Source organism: Arthrobacter sp. DNA4 (assembly GCF_024362385.1).
In the GTDB taxonomy this organism is placed as follows: Bacteria; Actinomycetota; Actinomycetes; order Actinomycetales; family Micrococcaceae; genus Arthrobacter.
On sequence record NZ_CP101466.1, the window covers coordinates 3,306,014 to 3,318,340 of the forward strand.

The 12,327-nt window shown below is 66.5% G+C and carries 13 protein-coding genes; 7 read left to right on the forward strand and 6 right to left on the reverse strand.

What is annotated here, in order from left to right:
- The 4 genes from NMQ03_RS15240 to NMQ03_RS15255 all read left to right on the forward strand — a co-directional run bounded on the left by NMQ03_RS15240 (position 1) and on the right by NMQ03_RS15255 (position 2,480).
- Positions 1–258, forward strand: coding sequence for a hypothetical protein (locus tag NMQ03_RS15240; RefSeq protein ID WP_159631347.1), 258 nt, complete (start codon positions 1–3; stop codon positions 256–258).
- Between the two features lie 3 nt (positions 259–261).
- Positions 262–519, forward strand: a complete 258-nt coding sequence (locus tag NMQ03_RS15245; protein ID WP_255172860.1) for a PspC domain-containing protein — start codon at positions 262–264, stop codon at positions 517–519.
- 191 nt (positions 520–710) lie between these two features.
- Complete coding sequence (locus tag NMQ03_RS15250) at positions 711–1,736, forward strand: ATP-dependent 6-phosphofructokinase (protein WP_159631345.1); 1,026 nt, start codon at positions 711–713, stop codon at positions 1,734–1,736.
- Between the two features lie 27 nt (positions 1,737–1,763).
- A complete protein-coding gene (locus NMQ03_RS15255) occupies positions 1,764–2,480 on the forward strand; it encodes a GNAT family N-acetyltransferase (RefSeq protein ID WP_255172861.1) in 717 nt (238 codons plus the stop codon).
- Here the strand turns inward: NMQ03_RS15255 and NMQ03_RS15260 are convergent.
- From NMQ03_RS15260 to NMQ03_RS15285, 6 genes are all read right to left on the reverse strand, one after another.
- Complete coding sequence (locus NMQ03_RS15260) at positions 2,442–3,968, reverse strand: DHA2 family efflux MFS transporter permease subunit (RefSeq protein ID WP_255172862.1); 1,527 nt, start codon at positions 3,966–3,968, stop codon at positions 2,442–2,444. The two genes, NMQ03_RS15255 and NMQ03_RS15260, sit on opposite strands and share 39 nt — an antisense overlap.
- Positions 3,969–4,019: 51 nt before the next feature.
- Complete coding sequence (locus NMQ03_RS15265) at positions 4,020–4,445, reverse strand: ankyrin repeat domain-containing protein (protein ID WP_255172863.1); 426 nt, start codon at positions 4,443–4,445, stop codon at positions 4,020–4,022.
- Complete coding sequence (locus NMQ03_RS15270) at positions 4,445–5,527, reverse strand: folate-binding protein YgfZ (protein ID WP_255172864.1); 1,083 nt, start codon at positions 5,525–5,527, stop codon at positions 4,445–4,447. The genes NMQ03_RS15265 and NMQ03_RS15270 overlap by 1 nt, the downstream gene beginning before the upstream one ends.
- Positions 5,528–5,549: 22 nt before the next feature.
- Positions 5,550–6,287, reverse strand: coding sequence for a flavodoxin family protein (locus NMQ03_RS15275; protein ID WP_255172865.1), 738 nt, complete (start codon positions 6,285–6,287; stop codon positions 5,550–5,552).
- 59 nt (positions 6,288–6,346) lie between these two features.
- Positions 6,347–6,955 carry an FABP family protein gene (locus NMQ03_RS15280; RefSeq protein ID WP_255172866.1) on the reverse strand — a complete coding sequence of 203 codons (609 nt, stop codon included), beginning with the start codon at positions 6,953–6,955 and terminating at the stop codon, positions 6,347–6,349.
- Between the two features lie 173 nt (positions 6,956–7,128).
- The gene (locus NMQ03_RS15285) at positions 7,129–7,896 is read right to left on the reverse strand and encodes a permease (RefSeq protein WP_255172867.1); all 768 of its coding nucleotides are present in this window, start codon (positions 7,894–7,896) and stop codon (positions 7,129–7,131) included.
- Between the two features lie 340 nt (positions 7,897–8,236).
- Between NMQ03_RS15285 and NMQ03_RS15290 the strand changes: the two genes are divergently transcribed.
- The 3 genes from NMQ03_RS15290 (at position 8,237) to NMQ03_RS15300 (ending at position 12,316) form a co-directional block, all read left to right on the forward strand.
- Entirely contained in the window at positions 8,237–8,935 is a 699-nt protein-coding gene (locus NMQ03_RS15290; RefSeq protein WP_159631339.1) for a response regulator transcription factor, read from the forward strand.
- 33 nt (positions 8,936–8,968) lie between these two features.
- Positions 8,969–9,937 carry a mycothiol synthase gene (gene mshD / locus NMQ03_RS15295; RefSeq protein ID WP_255172868.1) on the forward strand — a complete coding sequence of 323 codons (969 nt, stop codon included), beginning with the start codon at positions 8,969–8,971 and terminating at the stop codon, positions 9,935–9,937.
- 129 nt (positions 9,938–10,066) lie between these two features.
- Positions 10,067–12,316, forward strand: coding sequence for an RNA degradosome polyphosphate kinase (locus NMQ03_RS15300; protein WP_255172869.1), 2,250 nt, complete (start codon positions 10,067–10,069; stop codon positions 12,314–12,316).
- Positions 12,317–12,327 lie beyond the last annotated feature (11 nt).

Here is a 12,327-nt window from a genome sequence, read left to right on the forward strand (position 1 = left end):
ATGGACAACAGCAACATTCCGACGACGGCGGGCCAGGACACTGCCGGACCGGCACCGGCCAGGGTGGGAACGGTGGTGTGGGGCCTGATCGTCCTGGCACTGGCCGCGCTGATCATCGTGGCGCAGCTTGGCATCGTGACGCTCAACGGCACCTACGTCCTGATCGGCCTGATGATCGGCGCGGGGGTGGCCCTGGTGGTGGGCGGCCTGCTCTCAGCCCGGAAACGTGACAACGAACCAACTACAGGGAAGTCTTGAACCATGGATAAGTTCTTCAGCATTGTCAGGGGCTTCGGCCTGAAGCGCGGCCCCGAGCGGTGGCTTGGCGGGGTTTGTGGCGGCATCGCTGCCAAACTCAATGTGGACGTGGCATTCGTCCGTATCGCTTTCCTGCTCTTCGCCCTGCTTCCGGGCCCGGCCTTCGTCTTCTACGTCCTGGCGTGGGTCATCCTTCCGGACCAGCGCAACGAGATTCCGCTCCAGACGTTCCTGGACCGCCGGTCGCTGAACCGGCCCTGACCTCCAGGACCACGGCCCCTGCCCCCGAGAATGATCACGGGGCAGGGGCCTTTTTCGTGTCCCCGCGTCCGGAGCGGAGCCGACCCCCATGTAACCGGTTTGTGTCGTACCCCACACCCCCCACTACACTTCTAGGTGAGCTCAGCGTGGCGCTCTGCCTGTAAACCTTCTCCCCAGGATTTGAGCCGAACATGAAAATTGGAATCCTCACCAGCGGTGGCGACTGCCCCGGATTGAACGCCGTGATCCGAGGCGCAGTGCTCAAAGGCATTGCGGTCCACGGCCAGGAGTTCGTCGGATTCCGTGATGGCTGGCGGGGCGTGGTGGAAGGGGACATCATCGACATCCCCCGCACCATGGTCCGCGGCATCGCCAAACAGGGTGGCACCATTTTGGGCACCTCCCGCACCAACCCGTTCGAAAACGGCGGCGGTCCCGAGGCCATCAAGGCCCACATGGACCGGCTGGGCATCGACGCCATCATTGCCATCGGCGGGGAGGGAACCCTGGCCGCGGCCAAGCGCCTGACCGACGCCGGACTCAAGATCGTGGGCGTCCCCAAGACCGTGGACAACGACCTCGACGCCACCGACTACACCTTCGGTTTCGATACCGCCGTCCAGATCGCCACCGAGGCCATCGACCGGCTCCGCACTACGGGTGAATCCCACCACCGCTGCATGATCGCGGAAGTGATGGGCCGGCACGTGGGCTGGATTGCACTGCACGCCGGGATGGCTGCCGGGGCGCACGCCATCCTGATCCCGGAGCAGAAGGTCAGCATCGAGCAGATCACCGAATGGGTCAATGAAGCCCACGCCCGCGGCCGCGCGCCCTTGGTGGTGGTGGCTGAAGGGTTCGTTCCGGAGCACATGGAAAGCCCGCACTCCGAGCGCGGCCTGGACACGTTCGGCCGTCCCCGCCTGGGCGGCATCGCAGACCAGCTGGCGCCCGAACTCGAAGCCCGGACCGGCATCGAAACCCGTGCCACCATCCTGGGGCACATCCAGCGCGGCGGCGTCCCCTCGGCCTTTGACCGGGTCCTGGCCACCCGGCTGGGCATGGCCGCCATCGACTCCGTGGTCGAAGGCTACTGGGGCACCATGGTGGCCCTGAAGGGCACGGACATCCAGCATGTCGCCTTCGAGGAAGCCCTGGGCCAGCTCAAGACCGTCCCGCAAAACCGCTACGACGAAGCCGCGGTCCTGTTCGGCTAAGCCTGCAGGCCGCCCTAGGCTGGGACCATGACACTCGATCCCGGCTCAGCGGCCATCATCCAGTTGGCGTGGGCACGCCGGCTGGGCCTTGACGACGACGCGTTCGGTGACGCCCTGGCATCGGGTGAACGGATTGTCCGGGCCGATGAATCGGCCCGGACTGTCGAGTTTGTGCGGCTGTTCGGAAGTTCCGCCCTGGTGGGACCACGGAGCGTCATCGACGCCGCGGCGGAAATTCCCGACGAGGAAATGGCCCAGCACGTCACCCTCCTGAAACTGACCAGGCAGCAGGGCGGCCACGGACTCGGTGCCGCGGCCCTGTTCTTCGCCGACGACCTGCCCCTCCAGCAGCCCTCCGAGGAACTGACCGTCTCGCACGGTAATCCGGAGGCGATCGAGCTGGAGGGCAGGTGCCCGCCGGACGACGTCAACGAGGTGGGTCTTTCCGACCTCGAGAACCGCTACACGATCGTCCATGAAATCGATGGCAGGCGGGTCCCCCTTGCCTGCGGCGCTTATGGCGAGTGGGAAGGCCTGCTCGGCAACATGGGGGTCCTGGTGGATCCTGAGTGGCGACGGCAAGGTCTCGGAGCCCTGGCCGGATCCATCGCCGCCCACGAGGCACTGGCGGCCGGGCTGACGCTGCAATGGCGTGCAGACGTCAGCAACACCGGATGCCTTGCCCTCGCCCGGAAACTGGGGCTCTCAGTAAGCGGAATCCAGACCAGCGTCCACCTTCGGTGACTCCTGGCCCTGCCCTGGGCCTCCCCAGTTCTGGACCGGCTTCGGCTTGGCAAAGAACAGCGCAACGGCTGCCGCAACCAGCACCACTGCGGCCGGGAGGAGGATCGACTGGGCCATCGCCGTCGAAAACCCTGCGTGCAGGAACTCGGGAAGCGTACCGCCGCCCATGCCCATGCCCTCACCGGATGGGCCGCCCGGGCCTCGGGACGGGAGTTCGGCCGCCAGCCGCGACTGGATGAGGACGGCGATCGCAGCACTGCCCAGCACGGCACCGAACTGGCGGGTGGTGTTGTAAACGCCGGAGCCGGCACCGGCCTGGCGCGGCGGAAGGTTCCGGGTGGCAGTGGTGCTCAGCGGAGCCCAGATACCGGCGTTGGCAAAGCCCAGGACTGCGCTGGGAAGCAGGAACAGCAGGATGGGTGTGTCCGGCTGCATCAGCAGGCCGTTCCACACCAGTGCCACCGCCATGAGCGTCAACCCGGCGGCGGCAAGGTACTTGGGGTTGACCCGGTCGACGATCTTGCCCACCACGGGTGCCATGCCGCCTGAGATCAGCGCCATAGGAACCATCAGCAGTGCCGACTGGGTGGGCGTCAGACCACGGACCAACTGGTAGTAGAAGATCAGGGGCAGGCCGAAGGACGTCACGGTGAAGCCCACCATGGTAATGCCCAGATTGGCGAGGGAGAAGTTGCGGTCGCGGAACAGTCCAAGGGGAAGCAGCGGCTCGCCCTTGTTGAACCGCTGCCACGCCACGAAGGCCGCCAGGATGACAAGACCGGCGATGATGAGGCCCCACACACTGATCGGCCCGGTAATGGTGCCCCAGTTGTACGTCTCGCCCTCCTGGATGCCAAAGACCAGCAGGAAGAGCCCGACGGCGCTCAGCAGGACACCGGGGATATCGAACCGGTGCGGGTGCGTGCTCAGCGCAGGGACGTTGCGCATCGCCAGGATGAAACCGACGACGCCGATGGGCACGTTGATGAAGAAGATCCACTCCCAGCCCAGGCCGTCCACCAGGACACCGCCCAGGATGGGCCCCACCAGGGTGGCCATGCCGGCCGTGGCACCCCAAATGGCCATGGCGGACCCACGGCGGTCAGGCGGAAAGATGCGGGTGATGACGGCCATGGTCTGGGGCGTCATGACCGCGGCGCCGAGGCCCTGCAGCACGCGCGCCACGATGAGGGTCTCCACGTTTTGGGCCAGGCCGCACCAGAGCGAGGCCAGGGTGAACACCACCAGGCCGAGCAGGTACAGCCGCTTCGGCCCGAACCTGTCACCGAGGCGGCCCGTGATGAGCAGTGGAACGGCGTAGGCCAGCAGGTAGGCGCTGGTCACCCAGATCACCGAGTTAATGTCGGCATGGAGGCCCTCCATGATCCGGGGATTGGCCACCGAGACGATGGTGCTGTCGATCAGGATCATGAAGAACCCGATCACCAGGGACCACAGTGCCGGCCACGGCTTTTCTACGTTTTCCACTCTGTCATCCTTCTGGAGTTTTGTTTGGTGCCGGGCGGAAACCCGGAAAAGTCAGCCCAGCAGGTCCAGGATCTCCGAGCGGGCAAACATCTGCGCCGCTGCCCGTGCCGACGGCGCACCGGCGTCCGGATCCGCTCCGGCGCCCAGGAGAACCCGGGCCACGTCCGTGTAACCCTTGAACGCCGCTCCTGCGAGCGGGGTCTGTCCCCTGTCGTTGGCGGTGTTGGCTTCAGCACCGTGCTGCAGAAGCAGCTGCACGGTCCCGGCATGGCCGTGGTACGCCGCCAGCATGAGCAGCGAGTCACCGGCGGCGTTGGTCATGGTGGCGGGCACCCCGGCGTCCAGGTAGGCACCCAGTAGCTCGTCGCTGCCGTCACGGGCAGCCTGGAAGAGCGTGTGCGCCAAAGCCAGGGCGTCGTCGTCGTGCCCCTCCGTTGCCTCTGCCCCGGCGTGGTCGGGCGTGGTGTTCTCGGTCATCAGCGTGGCCCCCTCAGGAATCCGGTCTGGCGGCCCACGACCTGGCCGGCGTCGGGGGCGACGATGAGTTCCTGGGCGGCCGGATACGGCTCGTCGCCGTCCAGGACCGTCAGTATTTCATCCGGGGCCACGGAACGCTTGATGACTGCCAGGGCGACGGGGCCCATTTCGTAGTGCTGCGCCACCGATGTCACGGTCCCCACTTTCCGCTCCCCGGCCAAGACGGGACTGCCGGCAGCGGGCAGGGTGTGCTGCGAACCGTCCAACTGCAGGAACACCAGCCGGCGCGGCGGGTGGCCAAGGTTGTGGACGCGGGCGATGGTTTCCTGCCCCTTGTAGCAGCCTTTGGCCAGATGCACGGCGGTGCGCAGCAGGTCCAGCTCGTGCGGGATGGTCTTGTCGTCCGTCTCGGCCCCGATCCTGGGCCGCCACGCAGCGACCCGGAGGGCCTCGGCGGCGAGCACGCCGGCCAACGCGCGCCCGGCGACGGCGTCCTCAAGCCCGGCGGCGGGGATGAGGTACTCGAACCAAGGGCGCTCAAGCCCGGGATGGTTCTCCTCGGAGACGGTGGCGTAGGAGTATCCGCCGGCGGAGACGTGCGGCCACGGGTCCTGCCAGGCGAGGTGGCCGGACCATTCGGGGACGGCACGTGTGCTGCCCACAACGGCCCAGTCCCCCGAGACGTCGGCGATCTCCACCCGCAGCATGAACTTCATGCGGTTGAGGTACTCGGCAAGCGGGGCGGCTTCGGCTGCCTCCACGATCAGCCAGGTGCTTTCGCCGTCGTCGACCACCCGGGCGTCGAAATCGATGCGGCCCTGGACGCTGAGGAGCAGCAGTTCGCTGGACTCGGCCGGTTTCAGGGCTGCCACCTGCTGTGAGGACAGGGTATTGAGCCAGCTGAGCCGGTCCGGCCCGGTGACGGTGACCACGCCGCGGTGGGAAAGGTCGACGACGGCTGTTCCGGCGGCGAGTGCGCGCTGCTCGCGCAGCGGCTCGCCGTAGTGGGCGGCGACCCCGGCGTCAGGGCCGGCGGCCTCGACGGCCCCGGGGCGCGACAACAAAGGGCTGGGCGTAGTCATATGTAGTAGAAGTCCTTGGAGGTCAGCGGTATTCCGGGTTTTCGAAATCGAATCGTGTGCCGGCAGCCCATTCGCCCGGCAGGTTTCCGTACGCGGGATAACCCCCGGCGTCCTTCAGGGTCCGGGCCAGGTGCAGGAGGTTCCACGTCATGAACGTGGTGTTCCGGTTGGTGAAGTCTGTCTCCGGGCCGCCCGAGCCTTCATCCAGGTAACTGGGTCCGGGCCCCACCGGCCCGATCCATCCGGCGTCGGCCTGCGGGGGGATGCTGAAGCCGATGTGCTGCAGGCTGTACAGGACGTTCATGGCGCAGTGCTTAATGCCGTCTTCGTTTCCGGTGATCAGGCAGCCGCCGACTTTCGGGTAGAACGCCCATTGGCCCTTGCCGTTGAGCTCCCCGGAGTGGGCGTAGAGGCGTTCGATCAGCTTCTTGGTCTGGGAGGAGTTGTCCCCCAGCCAGATGGGTCCGGCCACCACAACAATGTCGGCTTCCTGGACCGCGGGGTAAAGCTCCGGCCACTCGTCGGTAGCCCAGCCGTACTGGGTCATGTCCGGGTAGACGCCGCTGGCGATGTCGTGGTCCACCGTGCGGATCACCGTGGTGCTGACGCCCTGCTTTTCCATGATCCGGCGGCTGATGCGGATCAGCCCATCGGTGTTGGAGGTCTGGGGCGACTTCTTCAGCGTGCCGTTGAAGAAGACAGCCTTGAGGTCGCTGTAACCGGCCGGCGTTCCTGCTGCTTCCCGGGTGCTTTCTTCCACGGTGCCGCTCCCCTTTTCGTGGGTCAGGAGACCCTCTTTATGGTCAGGAAACTCGTTGGTCAGGAAACCCTGTGCAGGAAGGCGGAAGCATGTGCCTCCAGACCCTTTCCTGCCTCACCGCCCGCGGCCACGTCCCACCGCCACAACAGGTTGCCGTCCACCAGACCGAAAATGCGGGTGGCCGCGCTGTAGTCCTTCGAGTGGCTGCCGCGCATCACCATGTCGGTGGTCAGCTGGATCTGGGGACCCTTGATCTGGCCGTAGTACAACTCCGAGATTCCGCCGGGGTGCGAGATGGACACGGAGATGTCGAAGCCGCCGTCCTTGTTGCGCAGTGCCTCTACCTCGTCGGCACTCTTCAGCACCGGCACGATGTCGGCCGGCACCAGGCCGGGACCGCCGTCGGCATCAAGCTGCTTGCGCTCCAGGGCCCAGAAACCTGTCTCGACGGTGAGCGGCCGCAGGCGCGTGCCTTCGTCGTCGGTCAACCAGCTTTCGGCACGGTACTGCAGATACGGCAGGCCGTTGTGGGTGAAGGAGACGTGCTGCAGGAAGTGTTCGGAATCCTCGTCGCCGCTGCCCAGCCGGCCCCGGCCCTCCCACTCACCGATGAGCCAGGAAAGGGGGACGAGTTCGGGGGTCAGGTCTGTAGGAATCTCAATGGGCATTGGTATTACCTCCAGATACGGCCGGTCCTGGAAAAGGGGTGGCTACTTCTGGCCCTTGAAGAGGCGGTAGACCACGAATCCGGCGAACCAGGCCATGGACAGGCTCGCAATGCCGAGCAGGACAAGGAAGAAGATTTCAAAAGCAAGTACGGACATGGTGCCATCCTAACCCGTTAGTAGATGAGTAGTTTGTCTATGAAGTACGCGAGGGATCCGACGGCCGAAACCGGGGCAAGGCCCATGCCCAGCGCGGCCGGGATGTTCAGCGGAGCGCCGCGGAGCGTTGCCAGCCGCCGGAAGCTGGCAAGGACCGCACCCACAACCACGCCGAAGACGGCGGTAAGCAGGACGGCGATGTCCGACAGGACCAGCCCGGCGAGCGGTCCGGCCAGTCCGGCAAGCACCACTCCCAGCGGGGCGACGATGCTGTCCGGCCAGCGGATAAGCCCTGCCAGCAGGGCCACTGCCGCGCTGATCGCCGCCACCAGCAGCATTTCCCGGACACCGTTGAACCGGGAGCCGGCAATCCAGCCCGCGCCGAGGCAGGACAACAGGACACCCGCGCAGCATCCAAGGGTGGACTCCAGCCGCTGCGCCTGCCCGGTGCCGCGGATCAGCTGCACCACGAAGACCGCCATCATTCCCAGGGCAACGAAGGCCGGTGTCCAGTCCAGGTATCCGGGGGCGGGCGCCAGGCCCGCCGCCACTGCGGCGCCTGCGCCCGGCAGGGCGATGACGGCGGCGAGGGTCTTCTTGGCGGGAATGCGCAGGAAGTGCGGCCAGCCGATGCCCACGGCCGCGGCGATCAGGATTCCCACCGCCACGAGTGCTTCCGGCGAGGCGTAGACCCCGGCGATGATCGCAATGAGGCCGGCTATCCCGACGACGCCAACGGTCCAGGAGCCAAGAGAACGGACGGGCGCCTGCAGTTCCGCCGTCATGCGGAGCCCGGCCTGTGCTTCGTCTGTGCACTCACTGCGCTGTTTTCCCATCCTGGCGATCGGCCGGAAGGCTGGTCAGCCCCCTCATGGCAGGGCAGGTCCGCCCTGGTCCAATCCTGCCTTATGTGAACTGGATATGTCGCAAAACGTGCTTGCCCACGTCGCGAATCTGTGGTCTGAAAGGGGCTGACGGGTATACTCAAGGTTCAGCTACGCTCCCTGCTGAGGTGGCTGGTAAGCGGCATGCTGACGGACCAAAACCTCCTGCAGGAAGCCAGTACCGGCCGGTGAGAATCCGGTTCAGTCGCCCAACGATGCGCGGACGGCCCTTGGAGGAACAATGTCGCACATCCTGTTACTGACCAACAGCACCGGTTCTTCGGTGGACATCCTGCCTGCCCTTGAGCTGCTGAACCACAGGGTCCATATCCTCCCCGCCGAGCCGACGGCCCTCCTCGAAACAGACCCCTGCGACATTGTCCTGCTGGACGCCCGCAAGGACCTGGTGGGCGCCCGCTCCCTCACCCAGCTCCTGAAAGCCACTGGCCTCAGCGCCCCGCTCGTGCTGATCCTCACTGAGGGCGGCATGGCAGCGGTGTCCTCCGCCTGGGCCGTTGACGACATCGTCCTCGATTCCGCCGGCCCCGCTGAGGTGGAGGCCCGCATCCGGCTGTCCGTCGCCCGGGCCGTGCCCGAGCAGGAAGACACCCCGAGCGAAATCCGCGCCGCCGGCGTCGTCATCGATGAGGCAAGCTACACGGCCCGGGTCAACGGGGCGCCCCTGAACCTGACATTCAAGGAGTTCGAACTCCTGAAGTACCTGGCGCAGCACCCGGGCCGCGTCTTCACCCGGCAGCAGCTGCTTACCGAGGTTTGGGGTTACGACTACTACGGCGGCACGCGCACCGTGGATGTCCACGTCCGGCGGCTGCGGGCCAAGCTCGGCGCAGACCACGAGAACCTGATCAGCACCGTCAGGAACGTGGGGTACCGCCTCACCCTGGTCCGGCAGCAGGAAGATGAACTCACCGAGGCCTGAGCCTGGACCGCCGCCGGCGTATAGCCTTGGCTCATGACTCCAGCGCATCCGCAGAAGTGGCCCGTCCATGTCGTCCGGGGCGGAGTTGACCAGCAACTGCTGAAAGACTGCCGCGACCTTTTGGCCGCGGCTGAGGAATCGGACGGCAATCCTTCCATTTCGGAGCAAACCCTGGTGACCATGCGCGCCGGAGATTCGGCGGAGCACACCCTGCTGACACTGGCCCTCTACGCGCCGGACGAGGACTCCGACCCGGTGACCGGCCAGGATCTGGCGGGCTTCGCCGTCGTGGTTGAAGAGCAGGACGGAACCGGCATCCTGGAAATCGCCGTCCATCCCTCCTACCGGAACCAGGGTGTGGCGGACCGGCTGGTGGGCGCGCTCAAGGAGGTCCGTGGCTTTGACGGGCTGAAGGCGTGGTCCCACGGCAACCACGAGGCCGCGGCCGACCTTGCCGCCCGCTACGGGTACGCGCCGGTGCGCGAGTTATGGAAGATGCGGATGACGACGGCGGGCGCGGACCTGCCCGACGCCGGCCTTCCGGACGGCGTGGCCATCCGTGCCTTCGTGCCCGGCAAGGATGAGGAGGCGTGGCTGGCCGCCAACCGGGCGGCGTTCGCCCACCACCCCGAGCAGGGCGGCCTCACCAGGGCCGACCTCGACGCGCGCATGACGGAGGACTGGTTCGACCCGTCCGGCTTCCTCCTGGCGGAGGGCCGGGACGGCCGCCTCCTGGGGTACCACTGGACCAAGGTCCACCCCCGCCACGGTGAGCACCCTGCGATCGGCGAGGTTTACGTGGTGGGCGTGACGCCGGAGGCACAGGGCATGGGCCTGGGCAAGGCTTTGACCATTGCCGGCATCAAACACCTTCGCGACGCGGGATTGAACGGCGTGATGCTTTACGTGGATGCGGACAACGCCCCGGCCGTTGCCCTGTACCGCCGGCTCGGCTTCACCCGCTGGGACATGGACGTCATGTACGGCCCCGCCGGCGGGTAGGCAGACCGCGAACCAATCCCCGGCGCCGCGTAAAACAAAGGCCGTGGGGCCGGTGAATGCTTGTAAGGTTGAAATGGAGCCGCGCGGGGCGGAAGCGCCGGCACTGGAGCGCCAGCTAAAGGAGAAGCCATGAACCCGGAACCGTCCGGAACAGCCACGTCCCAGGATGTTGCGGTGCCTGTCCGGGCCCGCTTCGGCTCCTCCGAAGTACCGGCATCACGGGCCACCCAGGACCGGATCGACATCCCTGAGTTCGCACCGAACCTGCAGCCGGAAGGCGACATCCGCCCTGACCGGTTCCTGGACCGCGAACTGAGCTGGCTTGCCTTCAATTCCCGGGTGCTGGAACTGGCGGAAGACCCCACCCTCCACCTGCTGGAACGGGTCAGCTTCCTGTCCATCTTCGCCTCCAACCTGGACGAGTTCTTCATGGTCCGCGTGGCAGGCCTCAAGCGCCGCATCGCTACCGGACTCGCCGTCCCCTCCCCTGCCGGCCTGAGCCCGGTTGAGGTGCTGGAGCGGATCAGCGAGGAAGCCCACCGGCTCCAGCAGCGGCATGCACAGGTCTTCGCCGAGCAGATCCGCCCCGCCCTGGCCTACGAGCACATCCACGTCATGCAGTGGGGGGAACTGGACGACGCCGCCCAGCAGCAGCTCAGCGTCATGTTCGCGGAAAAGGTCTTCCCCATCCTGACGCCCCTTGCCGTGGATCCGGCGCACCCGTTCCCCTACATCTCGGGCCTGTCACTGAACCTTGCCGTGGTGGTCCGGAACCCGGTCAGCGACAAGGAGCTCTTCGCCCGCGTCAAGGTCCCGGACCAGCTGCCGCGGCTGATCTCCATCGACGGCCCCCGCGCCGGTGCCGTGCCGGGCCGGGTGGCGCGGTTCATCGCGCTTGAAGAAGTCATCGCCGTGCACCTGGACAAGCTGTTCCCCGGCATGGAGGTCCTGGAGCACCACACCTTCCGCGTGACGCGCAACGAGGACGTGGAGGTGGAGGAGGACGATGCCGAAAACCTCCTGCAGGCACTGGAGAAGGAACTCCTCCGCCGCCGGTTCGGCCCGCCGGTCAGGCTGGAAGTCACCAACGACATCAACCCCAACATCCGGGCCCTGCTGATCCGTGAACTGGGGGTCGAAGAGTCCGAGGTGTACTCGGTGCCCGCGCCGCTGGACATGCGGGGCCTGTCCGTCATCGCCGGCATTGACCGCGCGGACCTGCACTACCCCAAGCATGTCCCGCACACGTCGCGGTACCTGAACGAGTCCGAGACATCCAAGGCTGCCAACGTGTTCGCCGCCATGCGGCGCCGGGACATCCTGCTGCACCACCCGTACGATTCGTTCTCCACGTCAGTCCAGGCTTTCCTGGAACAGGCCGCGGCGGACCCGAAGGTCCAGGCCATCAAGCAGACCCTGTACCGCACCTCCGGTGACTCGCCCATTGTGGATGCCTTGATCGACGCTGCCGAGGCCGGCAAGCAGGTCCTGGCCCTGGTGGAAATCAAGGCGAGGTTCGATGAGCAGGCCAACATCTCCTGGGCCCGCAAACTGGAACAGGCCGGCGTCCACGTGGTGTACGGCATCGTGGGCCTGAAAACGCACTGCAAGCTTTCGCTGGTGGTTCGACAGGAAGTGGACGGGCTGCGACGCTACTGCCACATCGGAACCGGCAACTACCATCCGCGCACTGCACGGTACTACGAGGACCTGGGCCTGCTGACTGCCAACGACCAGGTGGGCGAGGACCTTTCCAAGCTGTTCAACCAGCTTTCCGGCTACGCGCCCAAGTCAACCTTCAAGCGCCTGCTGGTGGCACCCCGCTCCGTGCGCTCCGGGCTCATCGACCGGATTGAGACGGAGATCCGCAATGCCCGGGCAGGCGTGCCGGGCCATGTGCAGATCAAGGTGAACTCGATGGTGGACGAGGCCATCATCGACTCCCTTTACCGTGCCTCCCAGGCTGGCGTGAAGGTGGACGTCGTGGTCCGCGGCATCTGCTCGCTGCGCCCCGGCGTTCCCGGCCTGAGCGACAACATCACGGTGCGTTCCATCCTGGGCCGGTTCCTTGAACACTCGCGGGTGTTCGCCTTTGCCAACGGCGGGGACCCCGTGGTGTACATCGGCTCCGCGGACATGATGCACCGGAACCTGGACCGACGGGTGGAGGCGCTGGTGCAGCTCAGCAGCCCGGACGACATCACCTACGTCCTTGACCTCCTGCGGCGCTACATGGACCCGGAAACCTCCAGCTGGCATCTCGACAACGAGGGCCGCTGGATTCGGCACCACCTCTCCGAGGACGGGAAGCCGCTTGAAGACGTCCAGTCCTGGCTGCTGGCGTCCCGGCCGCGGCAACGCACCCTGAGCCGTCGATAAGGGCCGCCGCG

Bases quoted from the DNA above. Each gene is read 5' to 3' on its own strand.
- NMQ03_RS15245 (WP_255172860.1), top strand. From the start codon at position 262: ATGGATAAGTTCTTCAGCATTGTCAGGGGCTTCGGCCTGAAGCGCGGC.
- NMQ03_RS15285 (WP_255172867.1), bottom strand. From the start codon at position 7,896: ATGACGGCGGAACTGCAGGCGCCCGTCCGTTCTCTTGGCTCCTGGACC.
- NMQ03_RS15265 (WP_255172863.1), bottom strand. From the start codon at position 4,445: ATGACCGAGAACACCACGCCCGACCACGCCGGGGCAGAGGCAACGGAG.
- NMQ03_RS15250 (WP_159631345.1), top strand. From the start codon at position 711: ATGAAAATTGGAATCCTCACCAGCGGTGGCGACTGCCCCGGATTGAAC.
- NMQ03_RS15240 (WP_159631347.1), top strand. From the start codon at position 1: ATGGACAACAGCAACATTCCGACGACGGCGGGCCAGGACACTGCCGGA.
- mshD (WP_255172868.1), top strand. From the start codon at position 8,969: ATGACTCCAGCGCATCCGCAGAAGTGGCCCGTCCATGTCGTCCGGGGC.
- NMQ03_RS15300 (WP_255172869.1), top strand. From the start codon at position 10,067: ATGAACCCGGAACCGTCCGGAACAGCCACGTCCCAGGATGTTGCGGTG.
- NMQ03_RS15280 (WP_255172866.1), bottom strand. From the start codon at position 6,955: ATGCCCATTGAGATTCCTACAGACCTGACCCCCGAACTCGTCCCCCTT.
- NMQ03_RS15290 (WP_159631339.1), top strand. From the start codon at position 8,237: ATGTCGCACATCCTGTTACTGACCAACAGCACCGGTTCTTCGGTGGAC.
- NMQ03_RS15255 (WP_255172861.1), top strand. From the start codon at position 1,764: ATGACACTCGATCCCGGCTCAGCGGCCATCATCCAGTTGGCGTGGGCA.
- NMQ03_RS15270 (WP_255172864.1), bottom strand. From the start codon at position 5,527: ATGACTACGCCCAGCCCTTTGTTGTCGCGCCCCGGGGCCGTCGAGGCC.